This is a genomic window from Exiguobacterium sp. s124, from assembly GCF_018617485.1.
Classification (GTDB): domain Bacteria; phylum Bacillota; class Bacilli; order Exiguobacteriales; family Exiguobacteriaceae; genus Exiguobacterium; species Exiguobacterium aestuarii.
The window spans coordinates 72,684-93,783 of the sequence record NZ_JACSKH010000004.1 but is presented as its reverse complement, the minus strand read 5'-3'; the positions used below and the strand labels follow the sequence as shown (position 1 = coordinate 93,783).

Sequence of the window (21,100 nt, the reverse complement as noted above, 5' to 3'; positions counted from 1 at the left end):
ATATAGCTCTTAAATTGACGAAGCTTGCGCTTCATTCAAAAATTGTAAAACTTTTTTTGCCTCATCGTTCAGTTTTCAAAGTTCGTCTGCCGCTCTTGGCGACTAAGTGATAATAACATTTATTTCTTTTTGGTGTCAACAACTTTTTTTGTTTGTTTAACGTTTGTCGTTGGCAACAGAGATAACTATATCACCTGCTTTTTAATCTTGCAAGCATTATTCTAAAAAAACTTTAATTATGTTTTCGAATCCTTAAAAGTCTATAACTCGTTCACCTACAAGGAATCGCAACTTGCTTTGAAGAATACAACTATATCTATTGATGAATCATCCACTTACATTCTACAAGGAGTTACATACAATGATGCAAACCGATCTACAACAACCTAAAAAACGTTCACCACTCAGAATTTGGTCTGGTACACAAGTTTACACACTCAAACGACGATTAGAATGGATGACGGATAAAAGGAAATACGTCTCGAAACAAAACGCTGAACCTTTACCTTATCTAATCCACACACACCGAACTCCTCTCTATCGACAACTACGTGATATCGATATGGACGTACAGCATAACAAAGTAAAGAATCTGAAGATTGCAATCGCTAAATTAAACGGCGCCATTTTAACGCCGAACGACGTCTTTTCTTATTGGAAGATGATCGGAAAGCCAACAAAGCGAAAAGGTTATGTCGATGGCATGATTCTTCATTACGGGAAGGTCACTTCAGGAATCGGTGGCGGTCTCTGTCAACTATCTAACCTGATATATTGGATTACACTCCATAGCCCATTGACTGTAACCGAGCGTTATCGCCATAGCTACGACGTGTTTCCTGACTACCGCAGAGATCAACCATTCGGGAGTGGCGCGACGTGTTCTTATAATTACCTTGACCTGCAAATTACAAATCAAACCGCACAAACGTATCAACTTCTTCTATATATAGAGGGAGATCATCTCGTCGGTGAATGGCGCTCTAATATTCCAAATAAAGAACAGTATCGTATATATGAAGAAAATCATCACTTCACCCGCGAATGGTGGGGAGGCACCATCCGACACAATCAGATTTTCAGAGAAGTCACCTCAATGAACGGCACCCACCTCCGGAACGACTTCATCACAGAAAACCATGCCATTACGATGTATGATCCTTTCCTCCCCGAAAACACTGCATACAAAAAAGCCGACTCTTAACAAAAGAGCCGGCTTTTTAAATCGATTTATGCGTGTGGCAAGAACATGAAGTATGCCAAGAAGATGATTAACATCCCGTACATGATCGGATGGATTTCTTTCGTTTTCCCTTTCGCAATCATCATGAGTGGATAAAGAATGAATCCGAGCCCGATTCCTGTTGCGATTGATGAAGTCAACGGCATCATGATAATCGTCAAGAAAGCAGGTACTGCAATCTCAATCTTCTTCCAATCGATATCAAGAAGAGCTGAAGCCATGAGCACACCAACAATGATGAGCGCAGGAGCCGTTACCGGTGCTGTAACAACTGCCAAAAGTGGCGAGAAGAACAATGCCAAACCGAAGAACAATCCTGCGAATACCGCTGTCAAACCTGTGCGTCCACCTGCAGCAACTCCTGCTGAAGATTCAACGTATGAAGTCGCTGTAGACGTTCCGAAGATCGCCCCCGCTACCGTCGCTGTCGAGTCGGCCATCAATGCCTTACTTGCGCGTGGTACTTTATTTTCTTTCATGATTCCCGCTTGACGCGCTACTGCAACGAGTGTTCCAGCCGTATCAAAGAAATCGATGAAGAAGAAAGTCAAGATGACGATCAGCATTTGAAGTGTGAAAACGTCACTGAAGTTGATGAATGCTTGGCCGAACGTTGCCGACATGCTTGGTGGCATCGATACGACATCAGAGATCGCTGTTGGTGTCGGAACAAGACCGAAGATCATTCCAACAATCGCCGTCAACAACATCCCGATGAAAATACCACCTTTGATATCACGTGCCATAAGCAACGCGCTGACAACAAGACCGAATACAGCGAGAAGTGTCGTTCCCGTTCCTAGTGAGCCAAGACTTACGAGTGTAGCTTCATTCGCTACCACGATTCCTGCGTTCTTCAATCCAATGAAAGCGATGAAGAAGCCAATCCCTGCAGCGACTGCCATTTTAAGTGGAGCCGGAATCGCGTTTACAATCGTTTCGCGAATACCTGAAAGCGTCAATACGATAAAGAAGAGACCTGACACGAGAACCCCGGACAAAGCCGTTTGCCAAGGGACACCCATTCCGATGACAACACTATATGCGAAGAATGCGTTGAGGCCCATGCCCGGCGCAATCGCAATCGGATAGTTTGCTAAAAGTCCCATTGTCAACGAACCGACTACTGCGACAAGACCTGTTGCGACGAAGACCGCTCCAGTATCCATACCCGCCGCTCCAAGAACGTTTGGGTTAACGAAAAGAATGTACGCCATCGCAAGGAATGTTGTGAATCCTGCAATCAATTCAGTACGGACACTCGTTCCGAGTGCTGTGAGTTGGAAGTAACGATCGATCCGACTCGTTGTAGGTTGTTGTTCTTGCTTGAGCTGTGTGCTCATTTGTTTTCCTCCTTGTACTCGCCGTAAAACGAGAAAAGGTCCCCGGCAAATGACCGAGGACCCCACGCGAAACATACGAGGGCATACACCCTCATCTATGTCTCGCCGTAGTGAAATCATTTAAGGTGATTTCGTAGAGACTCTCGGGCCATATCCCCGACATTATACGGCAAAATATTTTATAATTGTTCGGTTATAATAAGAACGTTCTTATCGTATCAGCGTGAAAATAGAATGTCAACTATATTCACGGATTTTAAACTAAAAAAAAAACGTTAATGTTCGGTTTTAAGACAAAACAGAGGGAGATTCCCCTCTGTTCGACTTATTCCCATTCGATTGTTGCAGGTGGCTTAGACGTAATGTCATACAGCACACGGTTGACGTGACTGACTTCATTGACGATGCGGACAGAGATTTTCTCAAGCACATCCCATGGAATGCGTGCCCAATCTGACGTCATGCCATCGATTGAAGTGACTGCACGGACGCCAACTGCATAGTCGTACGTTCGTTCGTCACCCATGACTCCGACCGAGCGAATCGGTGTGAGCACCGTGAAGTATTGCCAGATGTCTCGTTCAAGACCAGCTTTCTTCACTTCTTCACGCAAAATCGCATCAGATTCTCGGACGATTTCAAGCTTCTCTTCCGTAATTTCACCAAGTACACGAATTCCTAGACCTGGACCTGGGAACGGCTGACGCCAAACGATATAGTCAGGAAGACCGAGTTCGGTACCGAGTGCACGGACTTCGTCTTTAAAGAGCGTGTTGAGCGGTTCAATCAATGTGAAGTTCATATCTTCCGGTAATCCACCGACATTATGGTGTGATTTGATCGTTTGCGCTGTATCTGTCCCACTCTCGATGATGTCTGTATAGAGTGTTCCTTGTGCGAGGAAGTCCATATCGACAAGTTTCGATGCTTCTTCATCAAATACGTAGATGAACTCGTTTCCGATGATCTTGCGTTTTTGCTCAGGGTCTGAGACACCAGCCAACTTCGTCAAGAAGCGTTCTTGCGCATCGATTTTGATGACCTTCATATTAAATCCGTCAGCAAACGTCTTCATGACGCTATCCGCTTCCCCTTTACGAAGGAGACCATGGTCGACGAACATACACGTCAATTGATCACCAATCGCGCGATGAACGAGTGCGGCAACGACTGAAGAGTCGACACCACCAGAAAGAGCACAGAGCACTTGCTTGTCGCCGACGATTTCGCGAATTTTTTCGACTTCGAGATCAATGAAGTTTTCCATCGACCATTCGCCTTTAGCACCACACACTTCATAAATGAAGTTTTTCAAGATGTCGTTCCCGTATTCTGAGTGACGCACTTCTGGGTGATATTGAACGCCATACATTTTCAACTCATCGTTTTTGATTGAAGCTACCGGGCAAGACGGGTTCGTTCCATCGACGATGAATCCTTCCGGCGCTTCCATAACGAGGTCACCGTGGCTCATCCATACTGTATGCTCGACCGGAAGACCTTTATAAATATCAGAAGCCTCAGGTGTTGAGAACAATGTCGCTTTCCCGTATTCACGGTGAGCAGCACGTTCGACACGACCACCAAAATGATGCGTCATCAGCTGCATGCCGTAGCAGATCCCGAAAATCGGAATTCCTAACTCGAAGATTTCTGGGTCACAACGATATGCACCTTCTGCATATACACTGTTCGGTCCACCAGAGAAGATGATGCCGACCGGGTTCAATTCGCGAATCTCTGCTGCAGTCATCTTATGTGAATGCAACTCGCTGTATACGCCAAGGTCACGGACACGACGCGTGATCAACTGGTTGTACTGCCCACCAAAATCGAGCACCAAAATCATTTCTTGTTCTACTTTCACGAAATCTCCACCTTTCTGCCTTCTCCTCAAAAAAAGGACGAGCCTCTCCCCCAGATCATCTAAACCGAAGAAGAAGCACGCCCTTTTCTTTGTATACGAAACGTGCTCCTTCATAGTCGGTCCATTTACGGTGGTCCGGTAGAGACTCTCGCGCCAATTCACGAGTATATACGAAGGAATGCCATGTTCAATTATCTAACTAATGCGTCTATCTTACTTGATGCATCCCGCCACTTCAACTCATAATTCTGCGAATCACGATTTTCCAATATTCTTTATATTTTGAATTCGGTTCTTGTTCAGCATAAACCGCTTGCTCAAACAAGGCTGTCAGACGCGTCATATCGTTCGTCTCATAGTAGGCATCGACCTCTTTTGCAAGCTCAGAAGGCGTTCGTCCCTCGACTTTAAATCCATTTGCACGGAGTCGTTTCATCAAATAGCGATGCATCGATACGAGGCTTGTATCTGTGAGTGGACGACTCATCCACCAGACGTACATAATTTGTCGCTCAATGATTTTTCGGTTCCAAATGACAACGGCCACGAGGAAAAGAATGACGACCCATCCCCATACCGGGATACTGCGGGATTCTTCCTGAACCTCACCAGTCGTAACATCATCGATTAACAAATCTTCTTGTGGACGATTTTGCGTGTTGTTGTCCTGATTTGCCTGCGGATCATTCGTAGCCGGTGTCGTATCGTCTGTCTCCGTCTCTTGATCGATTTGTAGTAAGTTCGCATCTGAGAAACTGATGGTCGCCTCTAGTGGAACCCAACCTGCACCTTCGACAAAGTACTCCACCCAAGAATGGGCATGACGGTTACGAATCGTATGTTCTTCTTCACCCTGAACAACCCCTCGCGTATCCCCCATCGTAAATCCTTTTACCCAACGTGTCGGGATTCCATTTGCCCGTAATAAAATGGCTGCTGACGTCGAGAAGTTATCGCAATACCCGATTTGTGTATCGAACAAGAATTGGTCGACATAATCTGTGTCCCCTTCCGGTTGTGCCACATTTTCGGTATCGTATTGGAATTCTCCGTTTCGGAAATACGCTTCTACCGCTTCTGCTTTTTCATTTGGTGTCTCGCTTTCAGCAGTAATCTCCGTGGCCAAGTCGCGTACACGATCTGGTAAAGAATCCGGTAGCTGTAAATAGACCTGTTGCTCTTCTTCTGTGAGCGATGTGATTTCTTCATTTAATGCAAGCTGTTCTTCAGAGAAGGCCGGGACACTATAACGAAGTTGGATCGTTCGCGGAGTCGACTGTTCCTCATTTTCAAACACGATCTTTCCGGACGGTTGCATCGTGATTGTCTCGTTCGGAAAAGCTTGCTCCACGTCACCAACTAAAAATTCCGTACCGGACTCTGTTTCTGCCGCCTGTGGATATTCCCCGCCATACGGAACGAACGACTGTCGACGTTCAAAACGCAGGAGTGCCTGTTCCGGGGTCGTGTCGACATCAGAGTCCACTAACTGTCCCCGATTATAGTCTGAATCGAGCACCGGTGCCTCAATCCAACCTTTTCCGGTATAAATGGCTTTTGATTCAATTCGCCAGTATCGAGCCGGTACCCCACGCGCGATAAAGACAATCCCGTCATCCTGTTCGAACGGACCACCTAGCGATTCGTCGTTCACCCCATACCCGACCCGACCAGGTCCGTTCCCATCGCCTTCGGTTGTCGCATTCCGAAAACTCGTTGTAATTTGATCAGACCAATCGCCTTCTAATGTCGGGGAAGCACTCGCGAGCGCGACAACGACACTGAGTAGCAAACCGATACTGACGAACCGCACGAGCGACTGACTTGGACGTTTCGCTACATCCGTGACAAATAATAAAAGGAGCGATGTGACGATTGCATAAAGGATATTGCCTTCCCCGTCATACAGTGTCCATGTATCGAAATAGGCCATGACACCAAGTGTCGAAACAATCATCCCGAGTGCAAATCCGTAACTCGGGTATGTCCGACTAACAAGAATGGCAAATAGTAGACCAATGAGTGCCATCGCAGAAAAGAAGATGGCTTCGTTCGGTAACTCTCCGCTTATGACACCGAAAAAATCATCCATCCAAAGACCGAACCAGTCAAATATACTTCCATGATAAACGTATAAGACAACCAGGAAGTTGAGAAGCGAGATTCCAAGGAATGCGCCCCACGGGAGAAGACTGACAAACATCGGTACGATGAGAAGGAAATAAAACGGCCAACTCACATCGAACGTTGTACTCCCGACAATCGGCTCAATCCAGAAAGACAGCAAGTAGGCGGCGAGCGCCGTATATACGATTCGAGTGATCCATGTCTTCATCCCGTCACCTCGCTTACTGCTGTGTATAGGTGATAACTACCTTGCGTCTCATGCATGAGCTCACGAATCGAACTTGTTTCAAACGGACTAATCAAAATCAAATCACCATTTTGTTGAGGCAGATTTCGCTTCACCCGCTCGACAAGTCGCCCTTCCGCTTCTGGAGTCGCGGTCAACAAGTAATGACCGACGTCGGCACTTTGGTCCGGAAGATGGAACAGACGAACCTGTTCTTCGATAACGTATAGCTCAAAGGGTAAGTTTTTTCGTTCTAACTGTCGTATCGCACCGACGAGTAAGGACAATGATCGTTCAAATGCCTCTTCATAGCCGGCAGAGACAGCCGGGACAAAGACGAGCGAAAGTTTCTTTTCTTGCTCTTGGTCAAACGTTTTCGTCATCAAATTGCCTCGACGTGCGGATGCTTTCCAGTCAATCCGCCCGATTCGGTCCCCTGCCGCATATTCTCGGACTCCACTCGTCGTATTGGCCACTTCCGTGTATGTCCGCATTTGACGATATTGTTCACCACGACCTCCGACGTGTTCATCTCTTGGAAGATCGAACGGGAGTTCAGCGGGTGACACCTCGACGACCGTCTCGAGTCGTAACGTTCGCTTTCGATCGAACAAACCAAATACATCGCGTACATGGAGAATCGTTCGGTCAAAGACGTGAATTCCACGCTTAATCGCATCGACCTCGTAATGGACGACTTCAGCACGTCGAAAGAAACGGTCTACCGGCACGATGATGGTCTTGTCTTCGTCAATTAATCGTTGGGGCAACCGTTCTTCTAACGTCACCATCCCAATCAAAAAAGGATATTTGCGTTCGATTCTTAATTCGACGTCCATCGCTTGTCCGGAGACGAGACGTTTCGTCGTAACCCGTCGAGATACATTTGCCGCCGTGACCGGATAGATCATAAATAGTGTCCAATAGACAGTCAACACTGCGAACGACCACCATAACGTCGAAGCAACGATACTTCCTTCGATACGGGCAAATGCGTACAATCCGAATGCCGCCGCCCATACAACGAACAGCTTCATCCAGTTTTTCATACTTCATTGACCTCGCGATCCATCGGGACAGGTAATGTATCAAGCCAACCTTGAATCAATTGATTCGGTGTTTTTCCTTTATAACGCGCCTCCGCCGTCAGTAAGACACGGTGTCCGAGGACACTCGTCGCCATCGCCTTGACGTCATCTGGCAATACGAATTCACGATTATGGATATATGCCCACGCCTGCGACGCTTTCATCAATGCAAGAGTAGCCCGCGGGCTTCCTCCTAAATACGTATGCGGATCCTTCCGCGACTCATGCACCAATCGCACAATATATTGTTTGACCGCACTCGAAACATGCACATCCCTCACTTCGCGCTGCATCAGTTCAACTTCTTGTTTGGTAATCACACTATGAAGCGCCTCGAGCGGCTCTTCTTTTTCAAAGCGACTTAAAAGTGCAATCTCTTCATTGAATGTCGGGTACCCCATCTCGATTTTGAGTAAAAAGCGGTCCAACTGTGCTTCGGGTAACGGGTACGTCCCTTCATGCTCAATCGGGTTTTGCGTCGCCATGACGAAAAATGGTGATGGTAGCACTTTCAACTCGCCATCCACTGTCACACTCCGCTCAGCCATCGCCTCTAGAAGAGCCGACTGTGTCTTTGGTGAAGTTCGGTTGATTTCATCCGCCAAGATAATATTCCCCATGAGCGGGCCAGGGCGATATTCAAACTCTCTCGTTTTTTGGTTATACATCGAGATACCGGTCAAGTCAGACGGTAGCATGTCTGGCGTAAATTGGATTCGTTTAAAATCTAAATCAATCGCCCGACTAAACGTACGGACGAGCATTGTTTTTCCGACACCTGGTACGTCTTCTAGAAGAACATGACCTCCCGCCAATAAGGCAGTCAGACTTTTGGCGATGACTTCTTCTTTTCCGACAATCACAGTTTCAATGGCAGTTATAATCGATTGGACAGTTGGACGGTACATGACGGATTCCCCTTTTTCTCTGAATCTAGGATGACTTGAAGTTAGAATGTTCTGACTTTATTGTGACATAAGAGCGTATCGGAATGAAAGGAATACTACATGCAAATACGCTCCTTATTCTTTTACCCAAAAAACGCGCTCGTTCTTTAGAAAAAACGAGCACGTTTGTCGATTATTCAGGTCGCTTCACATCAAAAAGGTCGCCAAGTGTCGCATAACTATTTCCAGCAATACGGCTGACCGGCGCCAATCGTCTCGCATCGATTCGCCCTTGTTCATACAATTCCCGATCGATGTGAAAACGGACGACCCGGGCAATCAAGAAATCTGCAGTCGTTTGCCCTTCATGTTCAATCGGCACATGTTGATGTAATACGCATTCGAGGCGAATTTTGGCTTCTTTGACACCAGGTGTCGTAATGACATCACTTGGTTGAAGCGTGAATGTTGTGCGTGATAACTCACTCTCATCCGCGTCAAGGTTGGCAGCCGTCTCATTCACATCGAATACATTCGTTTCATCCACGACGTGAATGACCAACTCATTTGTAAGAAGGACATTTCGTGCTGTATCTTTCATCACTCCGTCTTTTCGCTGGACAGAGACGGAAACAAGGGGAGGATTGGAAGCAACCACATTGAAATAACTGAACGGAGCCGCGTTGATGACGTCTCCATTCCGGGTCGTCACAAAGGCGATTGGTCGCGGCACAATACTACCAATTAAAAATTTATACGTGTCTCGCTCAGTCAAAGCGGACGGTTCGATTGATAACATTTATTCACACTCCTCATTGTATTTATCTCAATTTCAAGATAATTACTTTCTAAGCTATTGTCAACTTAGAGAAGGTTGACAGGTGTATCTTTTATTCCTTTTGGGTAAACCGCATTATGTAGAGATTGCGTAAAAGCATATCCGATAAGCAAATTGTTTCATTTTCCTTTCCCTTTTTCATAAAATGCAGGACAAGGAAAAGATGACCCAACGTTTTTTATGTTCAAGGAAGGAAGTAGAATGAATGATCAGCAAGTGGATTGAACAATTAAACAGTCGTCAAATACTCAGTATTTTATATAGCGTATGTGGATTCAGTCTCGTCTTAACTGCAATTGGAGCATGGTTTGTCCGAGATGGAAATGTGTCTACGCTCGAACTCACCTCCCTTCGATGGATTTGGATGATGGGACTCGTCATGTTTATCAGCGCCATCCTATTAATCGGACGCCCGCTCATTAAACGAATGGCCGATCAAAACAGCAGACTGAAAATGAAGAAAGAAAAACTCGAAAACGTGATCAAAGAATCAAAGTTGAATGAAATGAATCTCCAATATCGAAATGAATTGATTGAAGTATTGGCATCGAAAGAATCATTATTTGATTACTCTTCTGTCATCGAAAAAATCGTCTTACTCACGAAATCTGAATTTGGTGCGTTGTTACTCACAAAAGACGGAGAAATCACCTCTGTCGTACCAAAAGAAATGACGGAAGATCAACAAGAGAGTCTCAAGAAAGAATCATTGTTGCTTAAACGTGTCATGATTTCTAAATTACCTGCTGCCACGTCGAAACGGGTCGTGGATGCTTTACACACGTATCCATACTACATTTACGAAACAGTTATCCCGATTATGGACCCGTCTGATAACAGCCTGATTGGTTGCCTCTATTTGGCCCGATACGATGAACAGTATGATGCGAGTGAAAAATCAGAGTTGAATGCGTTCGCTAGTCAGCTCGCCATCTCACTTCTTCGGATGCAACTTTATCGTCAGATGCAGCAAGATCGAAAAGAAACGGCACAGTTGATCAATTCCGTTCGCGAAGCTATTTTATATGTGAACTATGAAGACGACACTGTCGTTGGGAATCGTGCATTTATTCGTATGTTTGATGATCTTCACTTCGATTATAAGGGATATGAAGAATTGTCAGCGATTGATATTGACATCGAGCAGCTCGCAGAACGCGTCGACCAACACGAGCAATTCGTTCGTTACTTCGAACGCGTCTTCTCACAAGATCCACCAGAAGATGGACTTACGATTTCTATCGATCAAGGCGACTGTTTCATTCAACTCTATGCTGAAAGCGTCTATCGAGACCGTCGACTTCGCGGAACGATGCTCGTCTTACGTGATGTCACAGCCGAGACCGAGGTAGACCGAATGAAGTCCGAGCTCGTTTCGACCGTATCGCATGAGTTACGAACACCCCTTTCATCGATTTATGGATTTACAGAGCTCATGTTGTCACGCGATTTGAAAGAAAATCGGCGGGAATTATATTTAAAAACGATTCATGATGAGGCAAAACGACTATCTTATCTCGTCAATGATTTCTTGGACCTTCAAAAGATGGAGTCTGGGAAACAAACATTTGAGTGGGAGCCAGTCGACTTGTACAAACTCGCTACTGACAGTGTCACGTTTTATCAAGAAACGACTGATCAACATGAATTGTTTATCGACGCCGATCCTGAAGAGAATTTTATAATTGATGCAGACTTAGAAGGAATGCGTCAGTTGCTTGGCAACTTATTAAGTAACGCCATCAAGTACTCACCAGACGGTGGGAATATACTCGTGTCACTTGAACGAGTGGACGAACAAGTCGTCATGAAAGTGAGAGATCACGGAATGGGCATCCCAAACGCCTCTCTTCCTCATCTTTTCGGAAAATTTTATCGTGTCGACAACTCAGATCGTCGTAAAATCGGCGGTACGGGTCTCGGCCTCGCTATTTGTAAAGAAATCGCTAAAGCACATGACGGACAACTCCACGTAGAATCGGTTTATGGAGAAGGAAGTACCTTCATCTGTGAGCTACCAATGACAAAAGAACACATCATGCAATAACACGGTCTTCGTGACCGTGTTATTTTTTACTCATTTCAGAGAAATAGGAAGGAGTTCTTTTACAAAATATAGAAAACCAAGAATAATGATTGATGTCATTCGGAAAGCCATACCCTATTCATTTTTTTCGCACGTTTTAGAGTGAAAACAAGATATACTGAATATAAAGAGATTGCTAAGATCGGAGGTATTGCCATTGGATCATCGTGACCCACCTTTTTCAGAAATTGGAGACTTTAAACAATGGGGGCGTTTTGAAATCGATGTGCCTCACATAGGGGAGCAGGCGAAGTTCCAAACGGCTGCCGCGATAGTTCGAAAACATATTCCGTTGCGGCTTGGTGGATTTTATATCATTGCGAGCGAGGAGCAGATTTTGCATAGTGGTTCGCATGACGGAAATCTGCAAAAGCATTTCATTCATTTATTGCAGCAAGTCCTTAACGGTCATTTAAAAGATGAGCGCCTTGTTCAAGAACAAGTATGGACAGTGCATTATTTTACAACGCCATAAAAAGACCTCGAGATCAGGCTGCATCCTGATTTCGAGGTCTTTTATTTACTCCCAGCGCGACATCATCGAAATTGTTTTTTCATAGTATTCAGTGGCTAGTTTATATTTACCTGTATTTCTTAACTCTCTTGATAACCACAACGCGTATTTGTGCGTATAGTATTCATCATACGCCTCAAAGTAATCCACTGCTCTTTTTAAGCTTTCAATAAAAGCACTATGGTCTTCAAATTTGTACTTATTCAAGTAAATATCAAAATGATAACGAAATTCTACCAAATCTTCTTCGTTCCCTTTCAACTCATATCCCGTTTCTAACCACTTCATAATACCTTCAATATTTTGTTGGGCTACATTTACTTCAAGTAGAGACATGACACTAAATAATTTACTCTTTGTGTCCTCTTTTAAATTAAAGCCATCAAGAAAGTATTTTTGAGCTTTTTCTTGGTCACCAATGAGAAAATGAATGTCTCCTATGTTGTTATATAGCATCCCAAAATAATTATTTAATTTTGCGGTCTCGGCGACTTTTGCAGCTTTTTCATAATGTTCCAAAGCTGTGGTGTAACGTTTACGACGCTTAAAAGATAGACCAATAATCATATGTGACTCAATGATTCTTTCTAAACAAAAATTGTCCTGAAAATAACCTAGTGAAGCTCTTACATTTTCAATAGCTTGTAAATAATCAGTAAATCGATGATGTAAAGCACCAATTATATAGTGCATATCTGCAAGCTCCCAATCGGGCATATTAGTATTCTTTAATCTCTGACCCACTTTTTCTAATAAGTCTATTGTTGTCTCTCGATCCGCGGTTTGATATTGAAACATATATAGACAATGTAAAATGTCATAGCGCAATCTGTTATCAAAGTCTAGTTGATCCGCGATCCAGCCTACTTCAATTAAATAATTTGTATTACCTTTCGGCATCATACCAAAACGTGCCAATGTAACCATCAATGTCATATACAATTCTTTAGACTGCAATACTACCGGATTAGTTTTATATCCTTCTATTCGTTGTATATAGTTTTCATCTTTTCGAGACAGAATTGCTTCTTTTAAAATTTCTCTGATTTCAAATTTTATCTCATGTACTTTCTCACTAAAATCGTAATATAGAGGGATGTCTAGTTCTAATCTCTCAAAAATCAATTCTAATACGGTTTCACTTGGAGAAGTTTGGTTATTTTCAATTTTACTTAAATAAGAAATAGAGCATATACCTCTAGCGAGAACTGATTGCTTCATATTCTTCCTCATGCGCTCTACTTTAATAACGTTTCCATAATTGTGTTCCATATCAATTAGTAACTCCCTTAGTACTAAAGTATTTAAAGTTTCTTTAATGATAGGCTTTTTGTCACGTATTGAAGAAACTGATTAGAAAAAGATATAAATAACAGTACTTTTTGTCGATGATTTTCCCAACCTGTTCATCTCCTTCATTAATAGAAAGCGTGATAATATTGAACTAGTTAAAACAAACACCTGGATTAATTAGTAGTTTTTTACTAGTCCAATGATACTTACCATACAAACAAGGGGTGAAATCACAAATGGGAAAATTAAGCTTTTTACTAGCTGAAGATTACATTAAACCCAAAATTTACTTCAAATCTAAGCAATCATCAACTATAAATGATATATTTACCTCAGAAGACAAAAAGTACTTTTCAGGTTTAGAAAATTTGGCCCAGCTGTTGAATGCTCCTAGAGGTTTTATTGTAAACGCTTTTCAAATTGATTACTATCAATCCTTGCCTCGACTAATCGCTAAATCTTTAAAAAAGAGTCACTCCTTCAAAAAGCTGTATATTTTAGGACCGGAGCTATCTCTTTCTATTCTAAAAAGAAGTACAAAAACCATTTACGAAACACAGTATAATGGCTACGAGTATATTAACGTGGAACAAGATACTGATTTTGTAACAAGCCAATGTGAAAAACTTATTCAAGAAGGACATATTTTATATATTCTTCCTGAGACGAACGTCTGTTGGAAACCTCAATATAAATCCGAGTCTGATGATATTCCTCATTCACTCTGCAGTACTTTATTGAGCCAACAACTACACGTTCCAATTCTAGCAACGGCTTATGAGAATGGATCTGAAAAAATTAAACTTTTTTCACCGGACTCACCTGATTCATACAGTGGTGATTTAGAAAATCGTATCTTTGCACAATCAGAAGCTCTATGTCGCTTACTTGAATCTACAAAAAAGTAATTCACATGCACCTTCAAACACTCTAGGAATTACAGCTTCATCAAATAAATAATTAATCAAATGGAGGTTATTCAAATGAAAAAAATTACAGGAGTATTATTCTTAGCAACGGCTGTTTTACTTTTAGGCAGTACGGTCAAACCTTTAGCTGATGAAATGCCACGCATCGGTAAAGTCGAACAACCAGTTAAATCATATGCGGATGAAATGCCGCGCATTGGTAAAGTTGAAGAACCAATCAAATCATTCGCAGATGAAATGCCGCGTATCGGTAAAGTCGATGCACCAGTCATCCTATTTGCAGACGAAATGCCACGTATTGGGTAATCAGTTTAAAAAGATATAAAGGTAGTTACGAATAAAACCTATTAAAAAGACGCCTCGTGCGCCTTTTTTTGTTATCAAAAGCCCTCTTTATTTCAAAAAAAGATAAATAAATTAAATATTAATGCCCATTTTTTTCATTATTACTTATATAATAATGACATCATATGATTTTATAAATGAATCTACCATACACTTATAAAAGGAGTTATTTATTTGAATATGTTGAAATCTTCTTGGAATGCCAAATTATTAGTCAGTTCTACCCTTATGATCTCGGCAATCGCAGTGACACCGCTCGATTTTGAATCGAATTCGTTCAAAGTCAGTACAGTAGATGCAGCAGCTACATACTATACAACTACGGTAAATTTAAATCTTAGAAAAAGTGCTTCAACGTCAAGCACTATTTTATTGACTATCCCTTCAGGAAAATCGGTTACGTATCTCGGAACATCTGGTTCGTGGTATAAGGTTTCTTACAATGGAACGGTCGGTTATGTCTCTTCTCAATACCTAAAAACTTATAAACCGACATCTGTCAAAACCTATACGACTACAGCGAATTTGAATTTACGGAAAAGTGCCTCGACTTCGAGTAGCATTTTAACAACGATTCCAAATGGAAAAGAAATCATTTATCTCAGTACATACGGTTCATGGTTTAAAGTTTCTTATAATGGCACAATCGGTTACGTCTCCTCTGACTACGTCAAGGTGACTGAAACCTCTACACAAACTCCAGAAACTACTATCACATACAAAACAACTGTGAACTTAAATCTAAGAACAAGTGCATCGACGTCTGGTTCCATCTTGACGACTATTCCAAGTGGAGAAGTCGTCAACTATATCGGTACATATGGCTCGTGGTTTAAAGTTTCTTATAATGGAATGACCGGTTATGTATCTTCTCAATATCTTGCGCCAACGAGTACGCCAGAGGTGGAGCGTATTTACTCGACAACAGCCAACCTCAACTTACGTCAAAGTACTTCGACATCAAGCACGATTCTATTAACCATCCCATCCGGTAGTACGATCGACTATCTCGGAACGTATGGGTCTTGGTATAAAGTCACTTACAAAGGTGTCACTGGCTACGTGTCCTCGGAATATGTAAAAGTCTCGACAACGTCTACATCGACGAAAACGGTTGTCATTGATGCCGGTCATGGCGGAAATGATCCAGGTGCTGTCTACGGCTCGTTGTATGAAAAAGTGATTGCATTAGACATTGCCAAACGTCTCGCCAATACACTTACGAGCACGTATAACTATAATGTCAAGTTGACTCGTTCGACGGATACGTATCTTTCATTGTCAGAACGTGTCTCTTTAAGCAAGTCCTACAAAGCAGATGTCTTTGTAAGTCTCCATGCAAACTCATCTGTGTATAGTTCTGCGAATGGACATGAGGTGCTCGTGCCGACAACAGAAAGTTATACAACAAACCCATATGTCTCAGCTAGTCGTACTCTTGGGGCTACAATCAACAAAGAACTCGGATCAAAAATCACAACAATTCAAAATCGCGGTGTGAAATATCAAAACGTTTACGTTGTCGGGAAGAACGTTGCCCCTTCGACGCTTGTTGAATATGGCTTTATCAGCAACTCTAGCGACCGCTCTTATTTAACGAGCACGTCTTATCGCCAACTCATGGCTGAAGCGACAGCGACCGGTATCCATCAATTCATGCGTTCGTATTACTAAAAAATAAGGAACTTAGCACTCATCGCTAAGTTCCTTATTTTATATTCACTTCCCAGATCATATGAGACGCTCCCTGTCCCCAATAATGCTCGAGGATTAATGACGGTTCACCCAATTGTTTTTGCCAATAGGCCTGAGCGCTAGGAAATCCCGCATCCAAATAAAAGACGTGGTGCTCTCGCGCGAGGATTTCTCGTTTCATCTCTTCTAATAAAAACTGCCCGACTCCTTTGCGTTGCATACGAGGAAGGACATAGACACTCCCTAGTTCAATGGCATCTCGCTTGATTTCCAAATGTCCCGATATGATATCGTTCGGAGGCAGCAATGCCCCCGCTCCAACCAGAACTCCTTCTTGTTCAACCACGTACAGTTGAACATGGTCGTCTTCAAAATGATCCTGAATCGTCGTGTTCAGGCGTGCCACTTCCTCATCGAGCAGGTCAGCGTCTTCAAAACGCTCTCGCCGAATCAAATCACTCAAACTCTCCATAAATAAGCGCTGCAAAGATTTCACGTCGGATTGCTCGAGTGTGCGAAAGTTCAAGACGTCCACTTCCTTTTCTCTTTTTTATTGTGATTCTTTACCCTCACGAATCCTGTGCGTAACACTCGGGTACGAAGGAATGAATTCTTCGAGCGGTTCATAATTCAACTTCCCATACGTTTTCCAGATGATGATGATGGCTGCCGTCAATACCGTAATCGTTAGATGAATAAAACCAATTGGATATCCAGTCTCTGCGTGTAACCCAGTCATGACGAGCATCACGTTAAACATGGTATGCATGAGAAGGGCTGACCACAGATTACGAGAGGTAACATTGTATAACCAGCTGATGAGAACGCTATATGAGATCACGGTCAACCCATATGCCCAAAATGGAAAGTTCGCCTGCCCTGTTCCAACCATAAAGAATAGCGGGATGTGCCAGCTCGTCCAAATCGCACCAAGCACGATACTCGCCCATAGTGGAGACAGTCTCGATTGCAGCGCATCCAGCAAGTATCCGCGCCATCCATACTCCTCTTGGAGGGTTCCGCCGAGAAATAACATATAAAGAAAATAAGGCACAATCCACCAAGGTTCTCGAACGATTAATGCATCGCTACGATCTGTCCACCAATAAGCGATAAGAAATAAGAATGGAACCAATAAGAACGGAATCGCATAGTACTTCCAGTTTATCCTGAACTGAAGACTCTTTCGAAACAAGTGTCTCACACCCGCACGACCGCGAAGTCGATACATCGTCAGAAAGCCAGAAATGCTTGGTCCGAATGCTCCTATGATGACGATTGCCACAATCGGTAAATCGGTCCACCAATATAGGCTCGCCCAGACAATCCAAGAATATCCGAACGTGATTGTGATAAATCGAATGATTTCTGAAGTTTTGTACATAACGAGTCTCCTTCCTGTTGATAAGTACCCGTTATTTCATCATGAAATACCCAACCCACTCATTCTTCTCAATTTGTTCAATAAGGCCTCAATAAAAAAGAACACATATGCTTTCACATATGTGCTCATCACTATATCTCATTCTCTTAAGAAACTCGCTCTTTTTCTTCTTCTAGAATCAAATGATATTGGTCGAGAATCAATTGCGTCAATGTGTCTCCCTCATGGAGCTGCAAATATTTTTCAATCGTTGTCGAGATACCATGTTCCTCAATCGACAAATTTAGTTCTGACGATTCCGAATCCTCCGGGTTATGGTAATGGAGGGCAGCCGCGATCCCGTAGGCGAGTTCGTTCGGCTCGATTCCGTTATCCATCAACTCACGCGCTGGTTTGACGAGACGATCGCTCGGTCCGAGCTTGCGAATCGGCGAACGCGCCACACGTGACACTTCATCCTTTAATTTCGGATTTTCAAAACGCTTGATGATTTTTTGGATGTATTGGCTGTGCTCTTTCGCCTCGAAACCATATTTCTCGAGCAATAACCAACCCGTCTCATACAAGGCGCCTTGAACGACTTGACGTACGCGGCGATCCTTCAGCGCCTCGTCAATCGTCGCCTTTCCGAACAACGAACCGATATAAGAGGCGATGGCATGTCCTGTATTGACTGTGAAGAGCTTCCGCTCGATGTACGGTCCGATCTCTTCGACCCATGTCACACCTTGAATCGGTGGTTGCGCGTTCAGTCCTTGTGTCTCGATGACCCATTCATGGAACGTCTCGACTTCTACGTAAAGCGGGTCTTCATGTTGTTGGAGTGGCACGATCCGGTCGACCGCCGCGTTCGGGAAGAAGACGTTCGCCTCCCCGACACCACCACATGCCTCTACTTCTTGACGAAGAATGGCACTCCCACCAATCATGTTCTCACATGCGATGACATAGACCGGTGCGTCCTCGACTTCACGCGCCCGGAGCCCTTCACTGATCAATGGCGCTACTTTTGAAAGAAGTGAGGGGCCGACAGCTGTCGTGACGAGGTCTGCTTCTGCAATCAAAGCAGCGACACGCGCCGGTTCTTTCAAACTGTTCACCCCACGTACCCGGTCGACAATGATCCGATCGACCCCATCCTCTGCGAATCCGACCTCATAATGACGTTTTGATTCGAGTGCTTCGATGACCGTGTCGTTAATGTCGACGAACGTCACTTCATAACCACTTTGATTGAGCAACAATCCGATGAACCCGCGCCCAATGTTTCCTGCCCCAAAATGAACAGCTTTCATTTATGCCACCTCTTCCATGAAGAGCGCCAAGATTTCTTCTTTCGTCTTCGCCTGAACAAGGCGCTCCACGTTTTCTTCATCCGAGCAGAGGATCGCGATTTGCGAAAGGAGCTCTAAATGTTCATCATTCACGCCTGCAATCCCGATGACGAGTTTTGCCGTCTGTCCACCAAAGTCGACACCGTCCGGTACTTGTAGGAACGAGATTCCCGTCTTTTGAACCGCTGACTTCGCTGCTTCTGTACCGTGTGGAATGGCGACGTGATTACCGATATAGACGTTTGCGATCGCTTGACGTTCATGCATCGCTTCTACATACTCTGGCGTCACACAACCGGCGTCCTGTAGGACTGTTCCGGCCGCTGTGATCGCTTCCTCTGTCGTTGCGAATGTTTGGTTAAGTCGAATCATCTCTGTTTGAATGAATGGCATTTTAATTTCCTCCTAATGGCTAAACCGTATCTCTATCTGTTCTGTTTTCAAGAAATTTTACTGCGTTCGGCTTTAATTTCTTCTACCAATTGATCATAGTAATCGGCGTTCAAGAAGTTCGTCACTGAACGATGGATTGCATTCGGTGCTTGCGCTTCTGCACGCTCGGTTAAGTCCTCATGGGTGATGACAAACTGTGCATCTTTCGGTAAATTGCTGATTGATGTGTTCGTCACTTTGATTGGCAAGTTCGCTTTGTTGACCTTGTTCCGGAGAACCGATGCCCCCATCGCACTTGAACCCATACCTGCATCACATGCGAAGATGATGTGGTCCACTTTATCAAGACGATCTGTCACAAGAGCAGATGCATAAGACTGTTTGCCTTTCATCGCGCTCACGTTTTGTGTCGCTTCTTCGAGTGACACTTCCTCTGCTGCGCTTGATTTCAAGATGACGCTCGCCACAGCGAATGTGACCGCTGCTGACAAGAGAATCCCTGCCACGAGTCCGAGGTATGAACCACGTGACGCCATCGCGAGAATCGCGAAGATACTACCTGGTGAAGCCGGTGCGACAAGACCGACATCAAAGAGAACGAACGTGAAGATCCCTGTTGCGCCCCCTGCGATCATCGCCAAAATCAAGATTGGCTTCATCAACACGTACGGGAAGTAAATCTCATGAATCCCACCGAGGAAGTGAATGATGGCCGCACCTGGTGCTGTACGTTTTGCTGCACCTTTAGCGAAGAACATATATGCGAGAAGTAATCCAAGACCTGGTCCTGGGTTTGCTTCAAGTAAGAAGAGAACGGACTTTCCAGCGTCTGCGACTTGATCGACACCGAGCGGGCTCAAGATCCCGTGGTTGATGGCGTTGTTCAAGAAGAGAACTTTTGCCGGTTCGATGAAAAGGCTCGCGACCGGAAGCAATTTCGCTCCGACGATCCAGTCAACGCCTGCCGCCATCACTTTATCGAGGGCGCTCATAATTGGACCGAAGATTTCGAATCCACCAAGCATGAGAAGACCACCGATGATCCCGACCGAGAAGTTGTTGACAAGCATTTCGAATCCTGCTTTGACTTTGCCTTCAAGGGCACGATCGACTTGGCGGATGATATACCCACCGAGTGGACCCATAATCATCGCTCCAAGGAACATCGGAATGTCTGTCCCGACGATGACCCCCATCGTGGCGAGCGCCCCGACGACCCCGCCTCGTACGTCGTGAAGTAATTTACCACCCGTGAAACCGATGAGTAATGGTAAGAGATATGTGATCGTTGGACCTACGAGTTCTGCCAAGTTTTCGTTTGGCCACCATCCTGTTGGAATAAAGAGTGCTGTGATAATCCCCCAGGCAATGAAGGCACCGATGTTCGGCATGACCATCCCACTGAGGAAACTACCGAACCGTTGTACTTTGACTCGGACCCCGCCCGAGCTCGCTTGCGTATTCGCCATGTATAAAACCTCCAGTCGTTTAAATGTGAAAGGTTGAAT

The 21,100-nt window shown here is 44.2% G+C and carries 18 protein-coding genes and 2 riboswitches; of the genes, 6 read left to right on the top strand and 12 right to left on the bottom strand.

The window, feature by feature from the left end; genetic code table 11:
- Positions 1-361 precede the first annotated feature (361 nt).
- Positions 362-1,204 carry a VanW family protein gene (locus tag KNO85_RS13875; protein ID WP_214791017.1) on the top strand — a complete coding sequence of 281 codons (843 nt, stop codon included), beginning with the start codon at positions 362-364 and terminating at the stop codon, positions 1,202-1,204.
- Between the two features lie 26 nt (positions 1,205-1,230).
- Here KNO85_RS13875 and KNO85_RS13870 read toward each other — a convergent pair whose 3' ends face one another.
- The 6 genes from KNO85_RS13870 to KNO85_RS13845 form a co-directional block, all read right to left on the bottom strand.
- A complete protein-coding gene (locus KNO85_RS13870; RefSeq protein WP_251126225.1) occupies positions 1,231-2,586 on the bottom strand; it encodes an NCS2 family permease in 1,356 nt (451 codons plus the stop codon).
- A gap of 88 nt (positions 2,587-2,674) precedes the next feature.
- Positions 2,675-2,776: riboswitch (purine riboswitch) on the bottom strand.
- Positions 2,777-2,911: 135 nt separating this feature from the next.
- Positions 2,912-4,435, bottom strand: coding sequence for a glutamine-hydrolyzing GMP synthase (guaA, locus tag KNO85_RS13865; RefSeq protein ID WP_251126226.1), 1,524 nt, complete (start codon positions 4,433-4,435; stop codon positions 2,912-2,914).
- Positions 4,436-4,546: 111 nt separating this feature from the next.
- Positions 4,547-4,647, bottom strand: a riboswitch (purine riboswitch).
- A gap of 41 nt (positions 4,648-4,688) precedes the next feature.
- Positions 4,689-6,788 carry a transglutaminase domain-containing protein gene (locus tag KNO85_RS13860; protein ID WP_214791013.1) on the bottom strand — a complete coding sequence of 700 codons (2,100 nt, stop codon included), beginning with the start codon at positions 6,786-6,788 and terminating at the stop codon, positions 4,689-4,691.
- Positions 6,785-7,855 (bottom strand): DUF58 domain-containing protein, encoded by a 1,071-nt coding sequence (locus tag KNO85_RS13855; protein WP_214791011.1) that lies wholly within the window; start codon positions 7,853-7,855, stop codon positions 6,785-6,787. The genes KNO85_RS13860 and KNO85_RS13855 overlap by 4 nt, the downstream gene beginning before the upstream one ends.
- Positions 7,852-8,802, bottom strand: coding sequence for an AAA family ATPase (locus tag KNO85_RS13850; RefSeq protein ID WP_214791009.1), 951 nt, complete (start codon positions 8,800-8,802; stop codon positions 7,852-7,854). The genes KNO85_RS13855 and KNO85_RS13850 overlap by 4 nt, the downstream gene beginning before the upstream one ends.
- 172 nt (positions 8,803-8,974) lie before the next feature.
- Positions 8,975-9,580, bottom strand: a complete 606-nt coding sequence (locus KNO85_RS13845; RefSeq protein ID WP_214791008.1) for a flavin reductase family protein — start codon at positions 9,578-9,580, stop codon at positions 8,975-8,977.
- Positions 9,581-9,824: 244 nt separating this feature from the next.
- Between KNO85_RS13845 and KNO85_RS13840 the strand changes: the two genes are divergently transcribed.
- Both KNO85_RS13840 and KNO85_RS13835 read left to right on the top strand, forming a co-directional pair.
- Entirely contained in the window at positions 9,825-11,666 is a 1,842-nt protein-coding gene (locus tag KNO85_RS13840; RefSeq protein ID WP_214791006.1) for an ATP-binding protein, read from the top strand.
- A 196-nt stretch (positions 11,667-11,862) separates the two neighbouring features.
- Positions 11,863-12,180 carry a hypothetical protein gene (locus KNO85_RS13835; protein WP_214791004.1) on the top strand — a complete coding sequence of 106 codons (318 nt, stop codon included), beginning with the start codon at positions 11,863-11,865 and terminating at the stop codon, positions 12,178-12,180.
- Positions 12,181-12,225: 45 nt separating this feature from the next.
- Here KNO85_RS13835 and KNO85_RS13830 read toward each other — a convergent pair whose 3' ends face one another.
- Entirely contained in the window at positions 12,226-13,491 is a 1,266-nt protein-coding gene (locus KNO85_RS13830; protein ID WP_214791002.1) for a tetratricopeptide repeat protein, read from the bottom strand.
- A 257-nt stretch (positions 13,492-13,748) separates the two neighbouring features.
- Here KNO85_RS13830 and KNO85_RS13825 point away from each other — a divergent pair, with 257 nt between their 5' ends.
- The 3 genes from KNO85_RS13825 (at position 13,749) to KNO85_RS13815 (ending at position 16,460) form a co-directional block, all read left to right on the top strand.
- Positions 13,749-14,420, top strand: a complete 672-nt coding sequence (locus KNO85_RS13825) for a hypothetical protein (protein ID WP_214791000.1) — start codon at positions 13,749-13,751, stop codon at positions 14,418-14,420.
- Between the two features lie 75 nt (positions 14,421-14,495).
- Positions 14,496-14,747 (top strand): hypothetical protein, encoded by a 252-nt coding sequence (locus KNO85_RS13820; RefSeq protein ID WP_214790998.1) that lies wholly within the window; start codon positions 14,496-14,498, stop codon positions 14,745-14,747.
- Positions 14,748-14,966: 219 nt separating this feature from the next.
- Positions 14,967-16,460 (top strand): N-acetylmuramoyl-L-alanine amidase family protein, encoded by a 1,494-nt coding sequence (locus tag KNO85_RS13815; RefSeq protein ID WP_251130716.1) that lies wholly within the window; start codon positions 14,967-14,969, stop codon positions 16,458-16,460.
- Between the two features lie 34 nt (positions 16,461-16,494).
- Here KNO85_RS13815 and KNO85_RS13810 read toward each other — a convergent pair whose 3' ends face one another.
- From KNO85_RS13810 to KNO85_RS13790, 5 genes are all read right to left on the bottom strand, one after another.
- Positions 16,495-17,007 carry a GNAT family N-acetyltransferase gene (locus KNO85_RS13810; protein WP_214790997.1) on the bottom strand — a complete coding sequence of 171 codons (513 nt, stop codon included), beginning with the start codon at positions 17,005-17,007 and terminating at the stop codon, positions 16,495-16,497.
- Positions 17,008-17,031: 24 nt separating this feature from the next.
- Complete coding sequence (locus KNO85_RS13805) at positions 17,032-17,865, bottom strand: CPBP family intramembrane glutamic endopeptidase (protein WP_214790995.1); 834 nt, start codon at positions 17,863-17,865, stop codon at positions 17,032-17,034.
- Between the two features lie 146 nt (positions 17,866-18,011).
- Positions 18,012-19,160: a mannitol-1-phosphate 5-dehydrogenase gene (locus tag KNO85_RS13800; RefSeq protein ID WP_214790993.1), complete on the bottom strand. Its 1,149-nt coding sequence runs from the start codon at positions 19,158-19,160 to the stop codon at positions 18,012-18,014.
- Complete coding sequence (locus KNO85_RS13795) at positions 19,161-19,592, bottom strand: PTS mannitol transporter subunit IIA (RefSeq protein WP_214790991.1); 432 nt, start codon at positions 19,590-19,592, stop codon at positions 19,161-19,163.
- Between the two features lie 47 nt (positions 19,593-19,639).
- A complete protein-coding gene (locus tag KNO85_RS13790; protein WP_214790989.1) occupies positions 19,640-21,061 on the bottom strand; it encodes a PTS mannitol transporter subunit IIBC in 1,422 nt (473 codons plus the stop codon).
- Positions 21,062-21,100: the final 39 nt, after the last annotated feature.

Coding starts and splice junctions, on each gene's coding strand:
- KNO85_RS13790 (WP_214790989.1), bottom strand. CDS start 21,061: ATGGCGAATACGCAAGCGAGCTCGGGCGGGGTCCGAGTCAAAGTACAA.
- KNO85_RS13850 (WP_214791009.1), bottom strand. CDS start 8,802: ATGTACCGTCCAACTGTCCAATCGATTATAACTGCCATTGAAACTGTG.
- KNO85_RS13805 (WP_214790995.1), bottom strand. CDS start 17,865: ATGTACAAAACTTCAGAAATCATTCGATTTATCACAATCACGTTCGGA.
- KNO85_RS13875 (WP_214791017.1), top strand. CDS start 362: ATGATGCAAACCGATCTACAACAACCTAAAAAACGTTCACCACTCAGA.
- KNO85_RS13795 (WP_214790991.1), bottom strand. CDS start 19,592: ATGCCATTCATTCAAACAGAGATGATTCGACTTAACCAAACATTCGCA.
- KNO85_RS13845 (WP_214791008.1), bottom strand. CDS start 9,580: ATGTTATCAATCGAACCGTCCGCTTTGACTGAGCGAGACACGTATAAA.
- KNO85_RS13815 (WP_251130716.1), top strand. CDS start 14,967: ATGTTGAAATCTTCTTGGAATGCCAAATTATTAGTCAGTTCTACCCTT.
- KNO85_RS13870 (WP_251126225.1), bottom strand. CDS start 2,586: ATGAGCACACAGCTCAAGCAAGAACAACAACCTACAACGAGTCGGATC.
- guaA (WP_251126226.1), bottom strand. CDS start 4,435: ATGATTTTGGTGCTCGATTTTGGTGGGCAGTACAACCAGTTGATCACG.
- KNO85_RS13825 (WP_214791000.1), top strand. CDS start 13,749: ATGGGAAAATTAAGCTTTTTACTAGCTGAAGATTACATTAAACCCAAA.
- KNO85_RS13820 (WP_214790998.1), top strand. CDS start 14,496: ATGAAAAAAATTACAGGAGTATTATTCTTAGCAACGGCTGTTTTACTT.
- KNO85_RS13830 (WP_214791002.1), bottom strand. CDS start 13,491: ATGGAACACAATTATGGAAACGTTATTAAAGTAGAGCGCATGAGGAAG.
- KNO85_RS13840 (WP_214791006.1), top strand. CDS start 9,825: ATGATCAGCAAGTGGATTGAACAATTAAACAGTCGTCAAATACTCAGT.
- KNO85_RS13800 (WP_214790993.1), bottom strand. CDS start 19,160: ATGAAAGCTGTTCATTTTGGGGCAGGAAACATTGGGCGCGGGTTCATC.
- KNO85_RS13855 (WP_214791011.1), bottom strand. CDS start 7,855: ATGAAAAACTGGATGAAGCTGTTCGTTGTATGGGCGGCGGCATTCGGA.
- KNO85_RS13860 (WP_214791013.1), bottom strand. CDS start 6,788: ATGAAGACATGGATCACTCGAATCGTATATACGGCGCTCGCCGCCTAC.